This is a genomic window from Streptomyces sp. NBC_00670 (assembly GCF_036226765.1).
Taxonomy (GTDB): Bacteria; Actinomycetota; Actinomycetes; order Streptomycetales; family Streptomycetaceae; genus Streptomyces.
On the sequence record NZ_CP109017.1, the window covers coordinates 4,125,284 to 4,144,747 of the forward strand.

The 19,464-nt window shown below is 73.1% G+C and carries 17 protein-coding genes; 7 read left to right on the forward strand and 10 right to left on the reverse strand.

Annotated features, from left to right (window positions below):
• Positions 1-305 precede the first annotated feature (305 nt).
• Entirely contained in the window at positions 306-1,025 is a 720-nt protein-coding gene (locus OIE12_RS18315) for a M23 family metallopeptidase (RefSeq protein WP_329136671.1), read from the forward strand.
• A gap of 136 nt (positions 1,026-1,161) precedes the next feature.
• Here OIE12_RS18315 and OIE12_RS18320 read toward each other — a convergent pair whose 3' ends face one another.
• The gene (locus OIE12_RS18320) at positions 1,162-1,749 is read right to left on the reverse strand and encodes a TetR/AcrR family transcriptional regulator (protein ID WP_329136673.1); all 588 of its coding nucleotides are present in this window, start codon (positions 1,747-1,749) and stop codon (positions 1,162-1,164) included.
• A gap of 211 nt (positions 1,750-1,960) precedes the next feature.
• On the opposite strand from OIE12_RS18320, the gene OIE12_RS18325 reads away from it, so the two are divergent.
• On the forward strand, positions 1,961-3,583 hold the full coding sequence (locus tag OIE12_RS18325; protein ID WP_329136675.1) for an MDR family MFS transporter: 1,623 nt from the start codon (positions 1,961-1,963) through the stop codon (positions 3,581-3,583).
• A gap of 430 nt (positions 3,584-4,013) precedes the next feature.
• Here the strand turns inward: OIE12_RS18325 and OIE12_RS18330 are convergent, their stop codons facing one another.
• The gene (locus OIE12_RS18330) at positions 4,014-4,598 is read right to left on the reverse strand and encodes a TetR/AcrR family transcriptional regulator (RefSeq protein ID WP_329136677.1); all 585 of its coding nucleotides are present in this window, start codon (positions 4,596-4,598) and stop codon (positions 4,014-4,016) included.
• Positions 4,599-4,718: 120 nt separating this feature from the next.
• Here OIE12_RS18330 and OIE12_RS18335 point away from each other — a divergent pair, with 120 nt between their 5' ends.
• Positions 4,719-5,600, forward strand: a complete 882-nt coding sequence (locus OIE12_RS18335; RefSeq protein ID WP_329136678.1) for an SDR family oxidoreductase — start codon at positions 4,719-4,721, stop codon at positions 5,598-5,600.
• Positions 5,601-5,615: 15 nt separating this feature from the next.
• On the opposite strand, the gene cseC is transcribed toward OIE12_RS18335, so the two are convergent.
• From cseC to OIE12_RS18360, 5 genes are all read right to left on the reverse strand, one after another.
• Complete coding sequence (gene cseC, locus OIE12_RS18340; RefSeq protein WP_443053849.1) at positions 5,616-7,274, reverse strand: two-component system sensor histidine kinase CseC; 1,659 nt, start codon at positions 7,272-7,274, stop codon at positions 5,616-5,618.
• Positions 7,275-7,296: 22 nt separating this feature from the next.
• On the reverse strand, positions 7,297-7,998 hold the full coding sequence (cseB, locus tag OIE12_RS18345; protein ID WP_329136679.1) for a two-component system response regulator CseB: 702 nt from the start codon (positions 7,996-7,998) through the stop codon (positions 7,297-7,299).
• Between the two features lie 74 nt (positions 7,999-8,072).
• Positions 8,073-8,777 carry a hypothetical protein gene (locus OIE12_RS18350; RefSeq protein ID WP_329136681.1) on the reverse strand — a complete coding sequence of 235 codons (705 nt, stop codon included), beginning with the start codon at positions 8,775-8,777 and terminating at the stop codon, positions 8,073-8,075.
• Positions 8,765-9,310, reverse strand: a complete 546-nt coding sequence (locus OIE12_RS18355) for a SigE family RNA polymerase sigma factor (protein WP_030378569.1) — start codon at positions 9,308-9,310, stop codon at positions 8,765-8,767. The genes OIE12_RS18350 and OIE12_RS18355 overlap by 13 nt, the downstream gene beginning before the upstream one ends.
• A 331-nt stretch (positions 9,311-9,641) precedes the next feature.
• The gene (locus OIE12_RS18360) at positions 9,642-10,628 is read right to left on the reverse strand and encodes an A/G-specific adenine glycosylase (protein ID WP_329136683.1); all 987 of its coding nucleotides are present in this window, start codon (positions 10,626-10,628) and stop codon (positions 9,642-9,644) included.
• Between the two features lie 277 nt (positions 10,629-10,905).
• On the opposite strand from OIE12_RS18360, the gene OIE12_RS18365 reads away from it, so the two are divergent.
• Positions 10,906-11,739 (forward strand): hypothetical protein, encoded by an 834-nt coding sequence (locus OIE12_RS18365; RefSeq protein ID WP_329136685.1) that lies wholly within the window; start codon positions 10,906-10,908, stop codon positions 11,737-11,739.
• A gap of 36 nt (positions 11,740-11,775) precedes the next feature.
• Here the strand turns inward: OIE12_RS18365 and disA are convergent, their stop codons facing one another.
• Both disA and radA read right to left on the reverse strand, forming a co-directional pair.
• Positions 11,776-12,900 (reverse strand): DNA integrity scanning diadenylate cyclase DisA, encoded by a 1,125-nt coding sequence (gene disA, locus OIE12_RS18370; protein ID WP_329136687.1) that lies wholly within the window; start codon positions 12,898-12,900, stop codon positions 11,776-11,778.
• Between the two features lie 80 nt (positions 12,901-12,980).
• Positions 12,981-14,390 carry a DNA repair protein RadA gene (radA, locus tag OIE12_RS18375; protein ID WP_329136689.1) on the reverse strand — a complete coding sequence of 470 codons (1,410 nt, stop codon included), beginning with the start codon at positions 14,388-14,390 and terminating at the stop codon, positions 12,981-12,983.
• Positions 14,391-14,741: 351 nt separating this feature from the next.
• On the opposite strand from radA, the gene OIE12_RS18380 reads away from it, so the two are divergent.
• Positions 14,742-16,529, forward strand: coding sequence for a BACON domain-containing protein (locus tag OIE12_RS18380; RefSeq protein ID WP_329136691.1), 1,788 nt, complete (start codon positions 14,742-14,744; stop codon positions 16,527-16,529).
• 16 nt (positions 16,530-16,545) lie between these two features.
• On the opposite strand, the gene OIE12_RS18385 is transcribed toward OIE12_RS18380, so the two are convergent.
• A complete protein-coding gene (locus OIE12_RS18385; RefSeq protein ID WP_329136693.1) occupies positions 16,546-17,388 on the reverse strand; it encodes a hypothetical protein in 843 nt (280 codons plus the stop codon).
• Between the two features lie 41 nt (positions 17,389-17,429).
• Between OIE12_RS18385 and OIE12_RS18390 the strand changes: the two genes are divergently transcribed.
• Together OIE12_RS18390 and OIE12_RS18395 are read left to right on the forward strand one after the other, a co-directional pair.
• A complete protein-coding gene (locus tag OIE12_RS18390) occupies positions 17,430-18,359 on the forward strand; it encodes a Ppx/GppA phosphatase family protein (RefSeq protein ID WP_329136695.1) in 930 nt (309 codons plus the stop codon).
• A gap of 163 nt (positions 18,360-18,522) precedes the next feature.
• Positions 18,523-19,353 (forward strand): sugar phosphate isomerase/epimerase family protein, encoded by an 831-nt coding sequence (locus OIE12_RS18395; RefSeq protein ID WP_329136697.1) that lies wholly within the window; start codon positions 18,523-18,525, stop codon positions 19,351-19,353.
• Positions 19,354-19,464 lie beyond the last annotated feature (111 nt).

Here is a 19,464-nt window from a genome sequence, read left to right on the forward strand (position 1 = left end):
GGCGGCGGGGGCGAGGGAAAAGGCGCGTAGCCGGGGTCACATTCGTGGGGGTGGGAGGTGCCCCGGGGCGGTGACGTCTCGCACAGGGGGTTGGGGATTACTAGGCGCTTTAGTGGCCCGCATGCTACGGAGAAACGGGCAATGCGGCAGTAAGTCCGCTCACCGTACTATCCCACCCCAAGAGATCACGATTTTGGGCATTCGCCCGCCTCGGGGTTACCAAGGACGAGCCACCCGGACGACGCCCACCGCGTCGCGCCCCGGGTGGTTGTTTACGGCCTTGTCCCCCACCCCCTGAGGTTTCGATGTCCTTCCGCTCCACGCCCCGTCGCCACCCCCGCACGTCCCCCCTCCGCACCCGCGCCGCCGTCCTCGGCATCGGCCTGGGCGCCTCGGTCGTCCTGGGTGCCGGAGCCGCGGTAGCCGCCGACACCGTCGCCGCCACCCCTACCAGCGCGATGTCCAGCACCCTCGCCACCGCCGTCCGCGCGCAGGCCGACGCGCAGGCCGAGGCCGCGACCCACGCGGAGCACGCCGCCGCGGCCGCGAAGGCCAGGGCGAAGGCAGCGAAGGCGGAGGCCAAGGCCGCCGCGGCTAAGAAGGCCGCCTCCTGGGTCGACCCGGTGAAGAAGTACGAGCTGAGCGCCGGCTACAACCAGGACGGCAGCCACTGGGCGCACAAGCACAGCGGGCAGGACTTCGCGGTGCCGATCGGCACGGACGTCGTCGCCGCGCACGGCGGCACCGTCGTCAAGGCCGGCGGCAACGGCGCCGGCGACGGCCCGGCGTACGGCAACGCCATCGTCGTCAAGCATGCGAACGGTACGTACTCGCAGTACGCGCACCTGTCCCGGATCGACGTCAAGGTCGGCCAGGTCGTCGCCACCGGGCAGCACATCGCCCGCAGCGGCAACACCGGCAACTCGACCGGCCCCCACCTGCACTTCGAGATCCGCACGACCCCGAACTACGGCTCGGCGGTCAACCCGGTCGCGTTCCTGCGCTCGCACGGCACGCACGTCTGACCCAGCCCTGCGCGCCCCGAGTCCCGCCACGGGAAAACGGCGCGTGGCGGAGCCCTGTGCTCCGCCACGCGCCGTTCGCGCGCCGGGGCGCACGCGCCGCGAGGCAACGCGGCCGCGCGACGCCCGACGCCTCGCGTCACTCGCCGTAGTGCGCCTTCGTCACCAGCTCGATCGCGACCTCCAGAACCGCCTTGCGCTTGTCCTCCGGGTCGGCCTCCAGTTCCCGCAGCGCGAACATCCCCGCGTGCAGCGTGAACAGCGCGGTGATGCAGCGGACCTGGTCGGCCAGCGGGGCGTCCGCGTCGCGGATGATGCCGCTCAGCTCCAGCATCCGGCCCTTGAACATCTCGCCGATGCTCAGCTCGCGCACGGTCGCCTGGTTCTCCTGCATGAAGCGGAAGAGCGGCCCGGCGTCGGCGAGGGCCTCGCTGTAGCGGCGGACGACCTCCTGCTTGGTGGCCAGAGTGTGCGGCTGCTCGCGGCCCCAGGCGATGAGGTCGTCGATCGGCCGGGTGAGGTCCCCGAAGATGCCGATGAGGATGTCTTCCTTGGTCTTGAAGTGGTAGTAGAGCGCCGCCTTGGTGACGTCCAGCCGCTCGGCGATCTCCCGCAGCGAGGTCTTCTCGTACCCCTGCTCGGAGAAGAGGGCGAGGGCAACGTCCTGGATGCGCTGGCGGGTGTCGCCCCGCCGCCGGCGCCTGTTGTCGTCCATGGTGCTGCCCATTCCGTCTCTCCTCGCACTCCCTCGGACCTGCCCGCCGTCCGGCTGTCCGGCGGCCCGGGAGAAACTTACTTGACGCCCGGCTAGTTACCAGGCTACCTTCTCGCAATGTAAAGAACTAGCCGGGCGGCAAGTAAGTAACCGGAACCGGTGAGACCGCCCCGCACGCGGCGGCGCGCGAGGGCATCAGTGGCAAGCAGGGGATGTGGGGACGATGGCGGAGACGGCGGACATAGCGGGCAAGGGCCCCGTGGGGGCCGAGAAACCCGGGGCCGAGGACGGCGGCAAGCAGCCGCGCAGCGTACGCGTCGTCCTGCTCGCCCTGATGATCGCGATGCTGCTCGCGATGCTCGACAACATGATCGTCGGCACCGCGATGCCGACGATCGTCGGTGAGCTCGGCGGGCTCGAACACCTGTCGTGGGTGGTCACCGCGTACACGCTCGCGACGGCCGCCTCGACGCCCCTGTGGGGCAAGCTCGGCGACATGTACGGGCGCAAGGGCGTCTTCATGACCTCGATCGTGCTCTTCCTGATCGGGTCGGCGCTCAGCGGCATGGCGCAGGACATGGGGCAGCTCATCGGCTTCCGGGCCGTGCAGGGCCTCGGCGCGGGCGGTCTGATGGTCGGCGTCATGGCGATCATCGGTGATCTGATCCCGCCGCGGGAGCGCGGCAAGTACCAGGGCATGATGGCCGGCGTGATGGCGCTCGCGATGATCGCGGGCCCGCTGGTCGGCGGCACCATCACCGACCACCTCGGCTGGCGCTGGTCCTTCTACATCAACCTGCCGCTCGGCGCGGTCGCGCTCATCGCCATCAGCGCCGTGCTGCACCTGCCGAAGAAGCGCGCGCAGACCCGGATCGACTACCTCGGCGCCGCGCTGCTGACCGTGGGCATCACCTCCATCGTGCTGGTCACCACCTGGGGCGGCACGGAGTACGCCTGGGGCTCGGCGCGGATCATGGAGCTGATCGGCATCGGCGTCGCCGCGCTCGTCGGGTTCCTGTTCTGGCAGACCAGGGCGGCCGCGCCGATCATGCCGCTGCACATCTTCCGCAGCCGCAACTTCTCGCTGATGTCGGTCATCGGCTTCATCACCGGGTTCGTGATGTTCGGCGCGGTGCTCTTCCTGCCGCTGTACCAGCAGGCGGTGCAGGGGGCGTCCGCCACCAACTCCGGACTGCTGCTGCTGCCGATGCTCGGCGCGATGCTCGCCGTGTCGATGGTGGCCGGCCGGGTCACCACCAACAGCGGCCGCTACAAGGTGTTCCCGGTCGCCGGCAGCGTGCTGATGATCGTCGGACTGTTCCTGCTGTCGCGGATGGACACCGAGACCACCCGGCTGACCTCCGGGATCTACATGGCCGTGCTCGGTGCGGGCATGGGCTGCCTGATGCAGATCACCATGCTGGTGGCGCAGAACAGCGTCGAGATGAAGGACATGGGCGTCGCCTCGTCCTCCACCACGCTGTTCCGGACGCTCGGGTCCTCGTTCGGTGTCGCCATCATGGGTGCGCTGTTCAACAACCGGGTGCAGGACGAGATGGTGCAGCGGGCGGGGGCGCTCGGGGGCAAGATGACCGAGCAGTCGGCGCAGCTCGACGCGGCGAGCCTGGCGAAGCTGCCGGCGCAGGCGCGGGAGGCGTACCAGTTCGCGGTGTCCGCGGGGACGCATTCGGCGTTCGTGCTGGGTGCGGTGGTGGCTGTGGTGGCGCTGGTGGCGGCGGTGTTCGTCAAGGAGGTGCCGTTGCGGGGGGCCGGGGGGCCCAAGACGGCGGAGGGGGCGGCTGGGGACGCCGCCGGGGAGCGGCCGACGGTTGCAGAGGCCGTCTGACCTTCCCCACGCTCCGCCTCCCAAGGCCCCCCGGGTTCGCCCGGGGGGCCTTGGCGTGCGTGGGCCCCGTAAGGGGCGCGGGGCTGTTTCTTCGCGCGGCTCGCGCCACGTAGGGGGCCGCGGGTGCGCGACCGGCCCCCGCCGGGGTGCGGCCGGGTACGGCCTTGGATCGGGTGGCGGGGGCGGTTTTCGCCCCCGCCGCCCCTACCCTTCCCGTCCCCCAGGGGCTCTGCCCCTTCGACCCCGCGGGAGGGCGCGTGAGGGGGTGGGTGGGTGGTGGGTGGGGTTGTGGGACGGGTGCGGGAGCGATGTGGTTGCTCGCGCAGTTCCCCGCGCCCCTTACGGGGCGCGATGCTCGCGCCCCTGCGGCGGAGCCGTGCAAGAGGCTCAGCCCTCTGCGGCGGAGCCGCGCAGTGAGTGGGCCGGGCGGTCAGCCCAGTGTTGTCGTCGCCTCGTGCAGGTCCGACAGGGCTGCGAGGGTGTGGGGGGCCAGCGAGGCCGTGTCGGGGGAGTCGGCGTGGGACTCCGACCACTTCGCGTAGCCCCGTTTGAACGCGAGGACGCCCAGTTCGGCCGCGAGGTGGGCGGTCGGCTCGGGGACGCCCCGGGCGACCAGCGCGGCCGTCATAGCGGCGGCCATGCCGACGCTCTTGAGCGCGTCCCGCTCCTGCAGCTCCGTACTGGCCGCCACGGCCGCCCGCAGCCGGGGCCCCAGCTCCCGGTTGGCCGGCCCCATCGCCCCCGACGCACGCTCCAGCCCCGCCGCCACCGCCTGCAGCGGCGTCGCCTCCGGGGGTGCCTCCGCGATGCCCTCGGCGAGCAGCCTGCTGAGCGTCTCCTGTCCCGCGACGAGCAGCTCCCGCTTGTCGGAGAAGTACCGGAAGAACGTGCTCTTGGTGACGCCCGCGCGCTCGGCGATCTGCGTCACCGTCGTGGCGTCGTACCCCTGCTCGGTGAACAGGTCGACGGCCGCGACGACGAGTCGCTGGGCTGCCCCTGGTTCCCATCTGGCCATGACGGACAGGATAGGCGGGCCAGTGATGGGACAACAGTCCCGTCACCGTGTAATGTCGGTGATGGGACAACGGTCCCATCGCTTGTCTCCCCCTCAACCACCGTCCTCAAGGGAGCGCTCATGCATGTCTTCGTCACCGGTGGCACCGGCACCATCGGGTCCGCCGTCGTCGCCGAACTGCTCGACAGCGGCCACACCGTCCTCGCCCTGGCCCGCTCGGACGCCTCCGCACAGACCCTCGAAGCCGCCGGCGCCAAGGTGCTGCGCGGTGAGCTCGCGGACCTGGACGTCCTGCGGTCCGGCGCCGCGCAGACCGACGGCGTGATCAGCCTGGCCTTCGGACGCGACTACGGCAGCCCGGAGTCACTCGCCCGGGGCATCGCCGAGGAGAGCGCCGCCCTCACCGCGCTCGGCGAGGTACTCCTCGGCACCGACCGCCCGCTCGTCACCGTCTCGGGCACTCCCTGGGTGGCGGGCCGCGCCTCCACCGAGGCCGACCCGCTGCCGACCGAGGGCCCGGTGGCCGGCCGGGCCCACTCGGTCACGGCGGTACTGGCACTCGCCTCGCGCGGGGTGCGCAGCTCGGCCGTGCGCATGCCGCGCACCGTCCACAACGAGGGCGACGGCGGCTTCGCCGGCCTGCTGACCCGTGCGGCACGCGACTCCGGGGTGGCCGGCTACCCCGGCGACGGCACCCAGCGCTGGCCGGCCGTGCACGCGCGCGACGCGGCCGTCCTGTTCCGGCTCGCCCTGGAGAAGGCCCCGGCCGGCACTGCCTGGCACGCCGTCGCCGACGAGGGCGACGCGGTGCGGGACATCGCGGCGGTCATCGGCCGGCGGCTCGGCCTGCCGGTCGAGCGGGTCCCGGACGAGACCTTCGGGCCGTTCGCCCCGATCTTCGTCACGGATCAGCCCGCGTCCAGCGCCCACACCCGCGAGACCCTCGGCTGGCAGCCCACGCACCCCAGCCTGCTGGAGGACCTGGAGAACCTCCGGCCCTGACGCACGGCGCGCCTCCTAGGGCGCGCTCCTCGGGAGCGCAGGGAAGCTGCCGGTGTTGGTGGGGGCGTGCTCCGGGAGCCAGAGGACGGCCACCGCCCCCTCGGCGGGGGCCGTCCCGGGCGCTCCCGGGACGGTCACGTTGCGGAAGGTGAGGCGGGCGCCGAGCACCCGCGCCTGGCCCGCGGCGATCGTCAGACCCAGGCCGTGGCCCCGGCCCGCCCGGTCGGAGCTGCCGGTGCGGAACCGGCTCGGCCCCTCCTCCAGCAGCTCCTTGGGGAAACCGGGCCCGTGGTCCCGTACCCGGATCACCCGGCCCTCCACCCACACCCGCACCGGCGGCCGCCCGTGCCGAGCCGCGTTCGCCAGCAGGTTGAACAGCACGCGCTCCAGCCGGCGCGGGTCCGTCGTGACCGCGGACTCGTGCACCACCGTCACCTCGACGGCCGCGTCCTTCACCGCCACCCGCCGGGTCACGAACTGCCCGAGCATGATGTCCTGCAACTCGGCCCGCTCCGACGCCCCGTCCAGGCGGGCCACCTCCAGCACGTCCTCGACCAGCGTCCGCATCGCCTTCGCCCGGTCGAGGACCAGCTCGGTCGGCCGGCCGGGCGGCAGCAGCTCGGCCGCCGTGAGCAGCCCCGTCACCGGGGTGCGCAGCTCGTGCGCGATGTCCGCGGTCACCCGGCGCTCGGCCTCGATGCGCTGCTGCAACGCGTCCGCCATCGCGTCCACCGCCCGCGCCAGGTCGTCCGTCTCGTCCCGTACGACGCCGCCGATCGAGTCCCGCACCCGTACGTCCGTCTCGCCCATGGCGACCCGGTTCGCCGCGGCCGCCGCCTTGCGCAGCCGCCCGGACATCTGACCGCCGATGAGCACACCGAGCGCGCTGCCGCCGAGGACGACCGCGATCGCCCCGATCAGCAGGGCCTCGTCCAGGTCGTTCAGCACACTGGCGCTGCGGTCCGTGAAGGTGGTCTGGAGCGACAGCACCCTGCCGTCCTTGAGCGGTACGGCCGCCCAGATGTCCGGCACGCCGTGCGGCCCCTCCGCCACGTACGTGGCCCGCCGGCCCTGCTTGACCCGCGCCAGCAGGTCACGGGGGATGGTCGGGTCGTCCACCTTGACGCCGAAGGCCTGGGTGCGCCCGGATTCGTACATCCGCTGCGCCACCTGGATCCGCTCGTCGGCCAGGTCGCGCGAGTTGTCCAGCATCGAGACGCGCGCCGCGTTGTGCACCACCAGGCTCAGGGCGACCGCCACGAGCGCGCCGACCAGCGCGATCGCCGCGCTGAGCTTCCACCGCAGCCCCGTGCGCATCCGCTGGCCGCGCGGACCGCCGCCGTGCGCGCCGGGGGCGTGCGCGTCGAGTCCTGACCCGACCGGCTCGTGCGGCCCGACGCCGTCCAGTTCCGGCACGCCGAAGCCCGACAACTCCGAGAACTCCGACTCTCCGGGTTGGGGCTCGCTGAGCCCCGTCACCCGCAGACCGCACACACCGGCACCACGCCCGCCACCGGCACCACGCCCGCCGCCCGCACCACGCCCGTCACCCCGGCCGGCCCGGCGCCCGATGATGCCGGAGCCGCCGTCGTCGCCCGCCGCGCGTGCGTGCGGGACGCCGCCGTCCCCGTCCTCGTTCCCGTCGCCGCCGGACCGGCTTCGGCGCCGCAACATGCTCCGTACCCTCCCGCCCCGCTCAGGCCTTCAGCTTGTAGCCGAAGCCGCGGACCGTCTCGATCCTGTCCTGGCCGATCTTCGTCCGCAGCCGCTGCACATGGACGTCGACGACGCGGGTGTCCCCGCCCCAGCCGTAGTCCCACACGCGCTCCAGCAGCTTGTCACGTGACAGCACCGTGCCCGGCACGGCGGAGAACTCCAGGAGCAGCCGCATCTCGGTCGGGGTGAGCGACACCGGCCGCCCGGAGCGGCGCACCTCCATGCCCCCGGTGTCCACTTCCAGCTCGCCGAAGGTGAGCACCCCGCCCTCGGCCACCGGATCCGGCTCGTTGGCCCGCACGCCCCCGGCGTGCCCGAAGCGGCGCAGCACCGCGCGGATCCGGGCGACCAGGACGGCACCGTCGAACGGTTTCGTCACGTAGTCGTCGGCGCCCGCCTCCAGGCCGAGGACGACATCGATGGAGTCGGCGCGTGCGGAGAGCATGATCACCGGCACGTTCGACTCGTCCCGGATCCGCCGGCACAGGCTGACCCCGTCCAGCCCCGGCACCATCACGTCAAGCAGCGCGATGTCGGGGCGCCGGGCGCGGAACGACTCCAGGCCCGACAGCCCGTCGGGCATGGCGGTGACCGCGAAGCCGTCACGCTCCAGCGCGAGCTGGGTGGCCTCGCGGATGACGTCGTCGTCCTCCACGAACAGGACGTGGGTCTGCTCTGGCATCGGTGCTCTCAGGAGAAGGGAGGGGGAAATGAGAAGGGAGGGGAAAATGCGGACCGCCGCGCGAACGGCCGGGTTCAGCCGGCACTGGGGCCCGTCACCGGGTCCTCGTCCACCGCGTTGCTGTAGTCGTTGTGCACGCGGGACTCCTCGGTGAAATGGTCCGCCGACCAGCGATAGGTGATGACCTCGACGCTGGACGGATAGGAGACCGAGTCGCCCTTGCGGTACAGCTGCTGGGTCACCACCAGATCACCGCGGTCGATCTCCGCGTAGACCGGCGGCTCCTCGGCCCTGAACACATTTTCGTACCCGTGCTTCTCCAGCCGGTACACGTACGAGCCGACGCCCACCGCGTCTCCACACGTCATCACGTTCACCACGACGTCGTCCGAGGATCCCCCGGTCAGCCCGCCGTACGACACGTCCACCGGGTACTCGTCCGCCACGCACGGTTTGAGCTGGCGCTTCACCGACGGGCTCACCTTGGGGTCGCTCTGCACGAGCTTGACCGCGAGCCCCCGCTGCTTCTCCTGCTCGGCCGGGGCGGGCACCGACTCCGAGGGCGGCGCCGGCGTCGGCGTCGACACCCGAGACGAGAGCGACGGCGAGGAGACCGGGGCCAGGGAGTCACTGTCCGCCGGGCCCTCGTCGCGGGCGCCGGTCCCGCCCGTGCCGCACGCGGAGACGAAAAGGCCGAGGGCGGTGATCGCGGACACCGCCGTGATCACCGCCTTCAGGACCTCGCCCGGCAGCCGGGCTTTTCTGCCTACGCCGCGCAACGCTCCCGCTCCTCACGCTCCAGCGCGCGTGCGTCCAGATCGCGGGCCTCCAGCTCCTCGCGGAGCCGGGCGAGCGCCCGGTGCAGCGTGCTCTTGACCGTGCCGGCCGACATGCCGAGGGCGGCGGCGGTCTCCTCCGTGGTCATCTGCTCCCAGTGTCGCAGGACCACGACGCTGCGTTGCTTGGGAGCGAGAACCTTGAGGACATCCATCAGCAGGGCGCGGTCCGCGTGCTGCTCGGCCGAGTCGTCGACCGAGGCGTCCGGGAGCTGCTCGGTGGGCACCTCCTCCAGCTTGCGGGCACGCCACCACTCGGTACGGGTGTTGATCATGACCCGGCGCAGATAGGCGTCGGCCAGCCGCTTGTCGGCTATGCCCTCCCAGCGGCCGTACGTCCGTACGAGCGCGGTCTGCAGCAGATCCTGGGCGTCGATCGGGTCCGGCACCAGCCGGCGCGCACTGCGCAGCAGCGCGTCCTGTCGCGTACGGACGTACTCCTCGAACTCGAGCACCTCGCCCTGGCCCTGTGCCATCTCCATCGCCTCCCGTGCCCCGTGCCCGACCTGTCGTCGTCGGTTCTCCGTTCCGGCCGCCTGTCTTCGCCGGGTACGGAAAGAAAGCTACGGAGGCGTTGTCACGAGGCTGTCCGAGGAAGCCTGCGGACGGCGCTCGGCTGTCCGTCGGTTGTGTAACAGACGTAAGCGCGAGCTAAGGAGAGGGGGTGTCACATACGGCTTTGGGGGATTTGTGGCGGGGGTGGCGGGCTACGGACGGGGACTGTGACTGTGACGTCGCTGTCGACGGGGTGTGGGACGGGTGAGTGTGGGTAAAAGGGGTGGCCGCGCATCGCGGGGCCGGCCGGGCTCAGCTCACCGGGAGGCGGTAGCGGCCGCCGGGCAGGGGTTCGACGAGCCCGTCCGAGACCAGACCGTCCAGCGCCCGGGCGCGCTGCACCGGTTCGTTCCAGACGCGGTCCAGGGCCGCCTGCGGAACGGGGTGGGCGGCCTCCCGGAGCACGGCGAGCAGCCGGCCGCGCACCTGACGGTCCGTCCCCGCGTACGGCTGCACGCGGCGCGGCGGGCCGTCGTGCGCGGGCTTGCCCGCGACGTGCCAGGCGCACCGGTCGGCGATGGGGCAGCGGTGGCAGCTCTCGTTCTTCGCCGTGCACACCAGCGCCCCGAGCTCCATCGACGCGGCGGCCCAGCGGGAGGCCGTGTGCTCGTCCTCCGGAAGCAGGGCGCGGGCCAGCTTGCGCTCGGCGGCCGTGGTCGCGTTCGGCGGGTACTGGACGCCGGTGACCGCGCGGGCCAGCACGCGGCGGACGTTGGTGTCCAGCACGGCGTGCCGCTGGCCGTACGCGAACGACGCCACCGCGGCGGCGGTGTACTCGCCGATGCCGGGCAGGGCGAGCAGCTGGGCGTGGTCGGTGGGGACGTCGCCGCCGTGCCGTTCCGTTATGGCGACGGCCGCGCCGTGCAGCCGCAGCGCGCGGCGGGGGTAGCCGAGACGGCCCCAGGCGCGGACGGCCTCGCCGGGCGCCTCCTTGGCCAGATCGGCGGGGCGCGGCCAGCGGCCGAGCCACTGCTCGTAGACGGGCAGCACGCGGTTGACCGGCGTCTGCTGGAGCATGAACTCGCTGACCATCACGCCCCAGGGCCCGGCGTCGGGGCGACGCCAGGGGAGGTCACGGGCGTGCGACTCGAACCAGGCGATGACGGGGCTGTGGAGGTTCCCGCCGGGAACGGCCGGGGGCGCGGGCTGCGTGGGGTCCGCGGCGGGCGTCGGGATGGGGTTGGTCGTGGGGGAGGCGGCGGCGGGGGTGTCTGCGGTGTGCGCGGTGGGTGCTGTCATGGCGCTTTCGATCCTGCCACGCGCCGGGCCACTGCTGCGGCGTGTCGCGCTCGGCGGGGTTCCGGGTGTCGTGGGGAAGGGGCGCGGGGAACTGCGCGAGAGGCCCCCGCCCACCCGCACCCGCCGACGAACAAGAACCCCCGAGCTCTCCCGCGCCCCAGCGACCCACCCGGAGGCGCACCTGACGATCGTCGGATCAGACGATGATCCAGAAAAGTTGCCGTTGGGCGGCGGGTGACGCCCAGTTGGCGCAGCGATCTCTCGTAAGGTTTGCGCCGTGGGATCTCTGCGCAATCCGGTCGGGCCGCTTCCCTCCTCCATCTACTGGCGTCGGAGGGCCGTTCTCGCTGCCGTAGTCGGCGTGTTGGCACTCCTCGTCGTGTGGATCGTCGGCTTCGGCGGGGGCGGCGGGAAGAAGGACGAGGGCGGTGGCGACGGCAAGAATCCCGCGCCCTCGATCACCCCGGGCCCCTCCAGTTCGGGCCCCGCGATCAGCCAACACCCCGGCGGCCGGGACGAGTCGGGCGGCGGCGGTGACGGCGACACCAGCGGCTCCGACGACGGATCCGGCGACGGCACCGGGGACAGCTCCGGGGACAGCGACGGCACCGGCAACGGCGGCGGCTCCACCGGCGGTACGGAGGGCGGCTCCGCCGCGACCGGCGGTGGCGGCGTCACCGGCGAACAGGTGCCCGCCGGCTCCTCGTTGCCCAACTGCACGGCGAGCGCGGTGAAGTTGACCCTGAGCAGCGTCCACAACACCTACGACCCCGAGCAGACCCCCACCCTTGAGGTGACCGCCCGCAACACCTCCGCCGGTGACTGCAAGGTCGATCTCGGCCCGAAGCACGTCGTGTTGACGATCACACAGACGGGTGAGGACGACGACTTCTGGGCCTCCGACGACTGCCCCAAGGGCGCCGGCAGCGTCCTCTTCCGGGTGCCGGCCGAGGGCAGCGCGACGTACACGGTGAAGTGGGACCGCGAGCCGAGCGCCCCCCACTGCGCGACGCCGAAGGCGGGCAGGGCGTCCGCGGGCACGTACCTGGTGGAGGCGAAGGCCGCCGGATTCGCCAAGGCGCAGACGTCGTTCGTCCTGGCGAAGGACTGAAGGGACCGAGGGGTCGCCGAAAAAGCGGCCGTAGCCTCAGACGTACCGCTCGAGGATCGAGGACTCCGCGAGCCGTGACAGCCCCTCGCGGACACTCCGCGCACGCGCCTCGCCGACGCCGTCGACCGTCTGGAGGTCGTCGACGCTCGCGGCGAGCAGCTTCTGCAGTCCGCCGAAGTGCTCCACCAGGCGGTCGATGATCGCGCCGGGCAGCCGGGGCACCTTCGCGAGGAGCCGGAAGCCGCGCGGGGAGACGGCGGAGTCCAGCGCCTCGGGGGAGCCGGTGTAACCGAGCGCGCGGGCGACCGTGGACAGCTCCAGGAGCTCCGCGTGGCTCAGCGCGTCGAGTTCGGCGAGGGCCTCGTCGACCGTGCGGGAGCGCTTGGCGGTGGGCTCGGGGACGTAGTCCCGTACGACCAGTTCGCGCTCGGGCTCCACGCCCGCGATCAACTCGTCGAGCTGGAGGGCGAGGAGACGGCCGTCGGTGCCGAGCTCGACCACGTACTCGGCGATCTCGGTGGCGATGCGGCGGACCATCTCCAGGCGCTGCGCGACCGCCGAGACGTCCCGGACCGTCACCAGGTCCTCGATCTCCAGCGCCGACAGCGTGCCCGCCACCTCGTCCAGGCGGAGCTTGTAGCGCTCCAGCGTGGCCAGCGCCTGGTTGGCGCGGGACAGGATCGCCGCCGAGTCCTCCAGGACCCGGCGCTGTCCGTCGACGTACAGCGCGATCAGGCGCATCGACTGCGAGACCGACACCACGGGGTACTTGACCTGCTTGCTGACCCGGTCCGCGGTGCGGTGCCGGGTGCCCGTCTCCTCCGTGGGGATCGTCGGGTCGGGCAGCAACTGCACGCCCGCGCGGAGGATCTTGGAGAGGTCGGAGGAGAGCACGATGCCGCCGTCGAGCTTGCACAGCTCGCGCAGGCGCGTCGCGGTGAACTCGACGTCCAGGACGAAGCCGCCCGTGCACATCGACTCGACGGTCTTGTCGGAGCCGAGCACGATGAGTCCGCCGGTGTTGCCGCGCAGCACCCGCTCCAGTCCGTCGCGCAGGCCCGTGCCGGGCGCCACGGCGCTCAGGGAGGCGCGCATCAGGCCGTCGGCACCGGAACTCCCACCGGATTTTCCGGGAGCTGCCGCCCGGTCGTTGGCTGCCACTGCACTCCTCCGGTCGCGGGTTCTGGGGCGCTCCGTGTCGCACTCTCGGTTCGTACGGACGGGCGAGACCAGGGCAAAGTCTACCGGCGGTCCTCCCGCTCCTGCGGGGCCTCTCGGCGACGGGAGCGCGGCAGGACCCGCAGCGCGTCCCCCATGTCCGCCACTTCCAGCACCTTCATGCCCGGCGGGATCTTCCCCGGATCGGCCGGGACCAGGGCATGCGTGAAGCCCAGCCGGTGCGCCTCGGCGAGCCTGCGCTGCACGCCCGTGACCCGTCTCACCTCGCCCGCCAGGCCCACCTCGCCGATCGCGACGAGGTTCTTCGGCAGCGGGGTGTCGCTCGCTGCGGAGGCCAGCGCGAGGGCGATGGCGAGGTCGGCGGCGGGCTCGGAGAGCTTCACCCCGCCGACCGTCGCCGAGTAGATGTCCCGCTTGCCCAGCGCGCTGATCCGGCCGCGCTGTTCGAGCACGGCGAGCACCATCTGGACGCGGGACGTCTCCAGCCCCGAGGTGGTGCGGCGGGGCGAGGGCAGCTGGGAGTCGACCGTGAGCGACTGCACCTCGGCGACCAGCGGACGGCGGCCCTCCAGAGTGACGGTCAGGCAGGTGCCCGGCACCGGTTCGTCCCGCCGGGTGAGGAACAGGCCGCTGGGGTCGGCCAGGCCCACGATGCCCTCGTCGTGCAGTTCGAAGCAGCCGACCTCGTCCGTGGCGCCGTACCGGTTCTTGACGCCGCGTACGAGGCGGAGGCGGGCGTGGCGGTCGCCCTCGAAGTGCAGCACGACGTCCACGAGGTGTTCCAGGAGGCGGGGGCCCGCGATGGCGCCGTCCTTCGTGACGTGGCCCACCAGGAGCGTGGCCATGCCGCGTTCCTTGGAGGCGCGGATGAGGGCGCCGGCCACCTCGCGGACCTGTGCCATGCCGCCGGGGGCGCCGTCGATCTCGGGGGAGGCGACCGTCTGCACCGAGTCGACGATCAGCAGGGACGGCTTCACCTCGTCCAAGTGGCCGAGGACGGCGGCGAGATCGGTCTCGGCGGCGAGGTAGAGGTCGTCGTCGAGCGCCTTGATGCGGTCGGCGCGCATCCGGACCTGGCTCGCGGACTCCTCGCCGGTGACGTAGAGGGTGCGGTGGTCGGGTCCCGCGGCCTTGGCCGCGACGTCCAGCAGGAGCGTGGACTTGCCGACGCCGGGTTCGCCCGCGAGGAGGACGACCGCGCCGGGGACCAGACCGCCGCCGAGCACGCGGTCCAGCTCGGGGACGCCGGTGGAGCGGGCGGTGGCCCGGCGGCCGTCGACCTCGGCGATGGGGAGGGCGGCCGTGGTGACGCGGCCGGGGGTCGTCGTGCGGACGGCGGGCGCGCCGTACTCCTCGACGGTGCCCCAGGCCTGGCATTCGGGGCAGCGGCCGAGCCACTTGGCCGTCTGCCAGCCGCACTCCGTGCAGCGGTAGGAGGGACGGTCCTTGGTGGTCTTGGTACGGGCAGCCATGCGAAAACGGTAACGGGGGGCACTGACAGTGGGTGCGGGGAGGCGCGACAGAGCTCGGGTGGCTGGGGTTCGCCGGCGGGGTGCGGGTGGTTTGTGGTTGCTCGCGCAGTTCCCCGCGCCCCTGAAGGCAGTGGGGTGCCCCCTGCTTTTAAGAAGCGCGGGGAACTGCGCGACAAGCCACGACGCGACCCGCAGCCGCACTACGAACCGAATCCCCCCACCCCGGAGCGCACACTGAACCCGCCGGGAGGGCGCCGCGCACTCGGATGAGGGATCGTTTCACCCGTACGGAGTAAAAGTGCGGAAGGGGTGAGAACGGACAGCGCATCCGCGCCTACGGTCGCACGGGTGATGAGCAGCAGTCCGGAAACCCCCACGTACCCCACCGGCGCGCGCCCGGCGCAAGGGAGCGCGCGCACAACCGAGCGCACATCCACGCGCCCGCCCGCAGCGTGCGAGCCCCCTCTGGACGGCCTGTTCACCTACTGTCTGTCCGTCCTGTGCGACCACGACGCCGCGACCGCCGCCCTCGGCGACGTCCTCGCCGTGGCCGAGCGGCGCGGCCGGCACGGCCCGTCGGCCGCCGCCGACCACCGCGCCTGGCTCTACGCGCTGGCCCGCTGGGCCTGCCGGCGCCGCCTCGCCGAGTCCGGCCGCCGCCGCACCGCGACCCACGCGGCCGGCCGCTCCTCCGACCGCGGCGACACGGCCGGAAGCACGACCAAGAACGCGACCAAGAACGCGGCCAAGGACGCCGCCGACCGCCGTGCCGCCGCCGCGATCGCCGCCACCCCCGGCGCCACGGACCTCACCCCGGACACCCGCGAGCGCCGCCGCCGCGAGCTCGCCCTGCTGGCCTGGCCGGAGGCGGCCGGCACCACCCCCGAGCAGCGCGAGGCGCTGGAGCTGGCCGTACGCCACCGGCTCGCCGCCCACGAGGTGGCCGCCGTCCTCGGCCAGGACCTCGCCACCGCCCGCGAACTCCTCGCCTCCGCCGCCTGCGAGGTGGAGCGCACCCGCACCGCCCTCACCGTCGTGGAGACGGGCGCCTGCCCCGGCGTCGCCCACCTCACCAGTGACCGCCGGCTCGTCCTCGGCCCCGCCCTGCGCACCGAACTCGTCCGGCACGTCGACGACTGCCCCCGCTGCCGCCGCACCGCCGAACGCGCCGTCCCCGGCAGCTGGCCCGGCGCCACCGTCACCCCCGACGAACTGCCCGTCCTGCCCGCGCCCCGCGCCGCCCTGCGCGCGGCGAGCGCGCACCACGCGCGCGTGCGCGGCAAGGGCCCCCGTTTCGACCGGCGCGGCTTCCCCATGGACCCCGGCGACCACGCCGCCCGCCGCGAGCGCATGCGCGCCCGGGCGCTCACCACGACGGTCGTCGCCACCGTCGTCGCCGCCCCCGTCCTCGCCCTGTGGGCCGCCTACCGGGGTGCCCCGCTCATCGGCGAGGGCTCCGACGGCCGCCCCGCCACCGCAGGCGAGGCCCAGGACCCGGGAGCGCTCGACGGCGGGGCGGGGGACACGTACGAGAACGCGGGCAACGCGCGCGTGAGCCCCGACTCCCGCCGCCCCGGCCGTCGCGGCGCCTCCGACGGCACCGACGTCGACGTGGCCGTCGTGGACGGCGACACGGACGCCCCCAGCGCCGGCGGCGTCACCGTGAGCGCGTGGAGCAGCGGCACGACGACCCTCGTCACCCTCCGGGCGACCGGCGGCTCACCGGTCCACTGGTCGGCGCGCACCACCGCGCCCTGGCTCTACCTGAGCCGCACCTCCGGCACCCTCGCCCCCGGCGAGTCGGTCACCGTGAAGGTGTACGTCGACCACCTGAGCGAACCCTCCGGCGCCTGGCACGCGCGCGTGACGCTCGCCCCCGGCGGCGCCACGGTCACCATCGACGGCTACGGCACCGCGGGCACCGACGCCCCCGACACCGACCCCCCGGCGCCGCCCCGCGGCCACCACCACCATCACCACCACCCGCGCCCGACCGGCACCCCGGACACACCGGACCCCGACCCCACGCCGGACGACCCGACCCCGACCCCGAGCGCCACCGACCCCACCCCACCGGCCGGCGGCGACGGCTCCACACCCCCGCCGGACACCCCGGACGAGGCGAGCCCCGCGCAGTAGGGCTTCGGGGGACCGCTCAGCGCACCGGATCCGCCGGATGCGGGGCCACCAGCGGCAGCCCCCGGGCCAGCCGCTCCTCGCACAGCTCGACCAGCCGGTCGTACCCGGCCTTGCCCATCAGCTCGGTCAGCTCCGCCCGGTAGGACACGTACACCGGGTCGCCCGCGCCGTGCGCCGAGGTCGCCGACGTGCACCACCAGTGCAGGTCGTGCCCGCCCGGGCCCCAGCCCCGGCGGTCGTACTCGCCGATCGACACCTGGAGCACGCGGGTGTCGTCGGGCCGGTCGATCCAGTCGTACGTCCGCCGCACCGGGAGCTGCCAGCACACGTCCGGCTTGGTCTCCAGCGGCTCGCGGCCCTCGCGCAGCGCCAGGATGTGCAGCGAGCAGCCGGAGCCGCCCGCGAAACCGGGACGGTTCTGGAAGATGCACGAGCCCTGGAACGGACGGGTCTGGCGCGATCCCTCGTCGTCCTCGGAGACCCAGCCGCCCCGATGCCCCTCGTCGTGGTGCTGCCAGATGTCCGGCGTGAGCCTCGCCACATGACCGGCGACGCGCTCCTCGTCCTCCTCGTCGGAGAAGTGCGCCCCCAGCGTGCAGCAGCCGTCGTCGGCGCGGCCCGCCTCGATGCCCTGGCAGCCGGCGCCGAAGACGCAGTTCCAGCGCGAGGTCAGCCAGGTCAGGTCGCAGCGGAAGACCTGCTCGTCGTCGGCCGGGTCGGGGAACTCCACCCACGCGCGCGCGAAGTCGAGCCCCTTCTCGTCGGCCGTGTCACGCACCGGCGAAGGGGCCTTCGAACCTGCCGCGGGCCCGGCGTTTTCGCCCCGCTTGCCGCTCTTCGCGTTTTTCGTCTTTGGCACGCCTCCAGGGTAAGTGCCCGTCGGCAGTAGCGTTTGCGTCCATGAGACTCGGTGTCCTCGACGTGGGATCGAACACGGTCCACCTGCTGGTGGTGGACGCGCACCCCGGCGCCCGCCCGCTGCCCGCCCACTCGCACAAGGCGGAGCTGCGGCTCGCCCAACTCCTCGACGAGGGCGGCGCGATCGGCACGGAGGGCGTCGACCGCCTGGTCGCCGTCGTCCGCGACGCCCTCCAGGCCGCCGAGGACAAGGGCGTGGAGGACCTGCTGCCCTTCGCCACCTCCGCGGTGCGCGAGGCCCGCAACGCCGACGAGGTCCTGGCCCGGGTACGCGAGGAGACCGGCGTCGAGCTCCAGGTGCTCAGCGGCGAGGAGGAGGCCCGGCTCACCTTCCTCGCCGCCCGCCGCTGGTTCGGCTGGTCGGCCGGGAAACTGCTGGTCGTCGACATCGGCGGCGGCTCGCTGGAGATCGCGTACGGCATCGACGAGCAGCCCGACGCCGCGGTGTCGCTGCCGCTGGGCGCGGGCCGGCTGACCGCCGGACGGCTGCCGGGGGACCCGCCCGCCCCGGACGACGTCCGCGCGCTGCGCCGGCACGTGCGCACCGAGATCGCCCGCAAGGTCGGCGAGTTCAGCCGGTTCGGACCGCCCGACCACGTCGTGGCCACGTCCAAGACCTTCCGCCAGCTGGCCCGCATCGGCGGCGCGGCCCGCTCCGCGGACGGTCTCTACGTGCAGCGCGAGCTGAAACGGGAGTCCCTGGAGGCCTGGGTCCCCAGGCTCGCCTCGATGACCACCGAGGAGCGCGCCGAACTCCCCGGCGTCTCCGCCGACCGCGCCCACCAACTCGTCGCCGGCGCGCTGGTGGCAGAGGCCGCGATGGACCTCCTGGGCGTCGAATCCCTGGAGATATGCCCATGGGCCCTGAGGGAGGGCGTCATCCTGCGGAACCTGGATCAGCTGGGGATGTAGGGAGGGGGCGCCCTTCGGAGATACGCCGGGGGCGCGTCCCTGAAGGAGCGCGGGGAACTGCGCGAGCAACCCGATCCGAGCCCGCAGCCGCCAACGCCCCCCAAACCACCCCACCCAATAGGCGCCCCGCACGTCACCCAACCGCACCCCGTAACCTGTCCCCATGGCGGAGCCCCCCGTACAGATCCCGGAAACGGAGCCGAAGGTCGCCCTGTCCACCGCCTCCGTCTACCCGGAGTCCACGGCGACGGCCTTCGAGATCGCCGCGCGCCTCGGCTACGACGGCGTCGAGGTCATGGTCTGGACCGACCCCGTCAGCCAGGACATCGAGGCACTGCGCAGACTCAGCGACTACCACCGCATACCGATCCTCGCCGTGCACGCCCCCTGCCTGCTCATCACGCAGCGCGTGTGGTCCACCGACCCCTGGACCAAGCTCCAGCGGGCCCGCGCCGCCGCCGAGAAGCTCGGCGCGAGCACGGTCGTCGTCCACCCCCCGTTCCGCTGGCAGCGCCAGTACGCACGCGACTTCGTCGACGGCGTCTGGCGCATGGCGAACGAGACCGACGTGCGGTTCGCCGTCGAGAACATGTACCCCTGGCGCTACCGCGACCGCGAGATGCTCGCCTACGCCCCCGACTGGGACGTCACCAAGGACGACTACCGTCACTTCACGATCGACCTCAGCCACGCCGCGACCGCCCGCACCGACGCCCTCGGCATGCTCGACCGCATGGGCGACCGGCTCGGCCACGTCCACCTCGCCGACGGCAAGGGCTCGGCCAAGGACGAGCACCTGGTGCCCGGCCGCGGCGGACAGCCCTGCGCGGCGGTCCTCGAACATCTCTCGCGCACCGGGTTCGACGGCCATGTCGTGATCGAGGTCAACACCCGGCGCGCCATGTCCAGCGCCGAACGTGAGGCCGACCTGGCGGAGGCCCTGGCCTTCACCCGCCTCCACCTGGCCCCGACCGCGGACCTCCCGCGCGGCTGAGCCCCCTGTACGAGCTGTCCCCGTACGACCGGCGGAGCCGAGACGAACATCCCGCATTCCGGACAGCCCGTCCCGAACCCTGGATGACCGGCGTACGCTCGACGGCAGTCA

Excerpts from the sequence above, each read along its gene's own strand:
- OIE12_RS18315 (WP_329136671.1), top strand. The coding sequence starts at position 306 with ATGTCCTTCCGCTCCACGCCCCGTCGCCACCCCCGCACGTCCCCCCTC.
- OIE12_RS18320 (WP_329136673.1), bottom strand. The coding sequence starts at position 1,749 with ATGGGCAGCACCATGGACGACAACAGGCGCCGGCGGCGGGGCGACACC.
- OIE12_RS18325 (WP_329136675.1), top strand. The coding sequence starts at position 1,961 with ATGGCGGAGACGGCGGACATAGCGGGCAAGGGCCCCGTGGGGGCCGAG.
- OIE12_RS18330 (WP_329136677.1), bottom strand. The coding sequence starts at position 4,598 with ATGGCCAGATGGGAACCAGGGGCAGCCCAGCGACTCGTCGTCGCGGCC.
- OIE12_RS18335 (WP_329136678.1), top strand. The coding sequence starts at position 4,719 with ATGCATGTCTTCGTCACCGGTGGCACCGGCACCATCGGGTCCGCCGTC.
- cseC (WP_443053849.1), bottom strand. The coding sequence starts at position 7,274 with ATGTTGCGGCGCCGAAGCCGGTCCGGCGGCGACGGGAACGAGGACGGG.
- cseB (WP_329136679.1), bottom strand. The coding sequence starts at position 7,998 with ATGCCAGAGCAGACCCACGTCCTGTTCGTGGAGGACGACGACGTCATC.
- OIE12_RS18355 (WP_030378569.1), bottom strand. The coding sequence starts at position 9,310 with ATGGCACAGGGCCAGGGCGAGGTGCTCGAGTTCGAGGAGTACGTCCGT.
- OIE12_RS18360 (WP_329136683.1), bottom strand. The coding sequence starts at position 10,628 with ATGACAGCACCCACCGCGCACACCGCAGACACCCCCGCCGCCGCCTCC.
- radA (WP_329136689.1), bottom strand. The coding sequence starts at position 14,390 with ATGGCTGCCCGTACCAAGACCACCAAGGACCGTCCCTCCTACCGCTGC.
- OIE12_RS18380 (WP_329136691.1), top strand. The coding sequence starts at position 14,742 with ATGAGCAGCAGTCCGGAAACCCCCACGTACCCCACCGGCGCGCGCCCG.
- OIE12_RS18390 (WP_329136695.1), top strand. The coding sequence starts at position 17,430 with ATGAGACTCGGTGTCCTCGACGTGGGATCGAACACGGTCCACCTGCTG.
- OIE12_RS18395 (WP_329136697.1), top strand. The coding sequence starts at position 18,523 with ATGGCGGAGCCCCCCGTACAGATCCCGGAAACGGAGCCGAAGGTCGCC.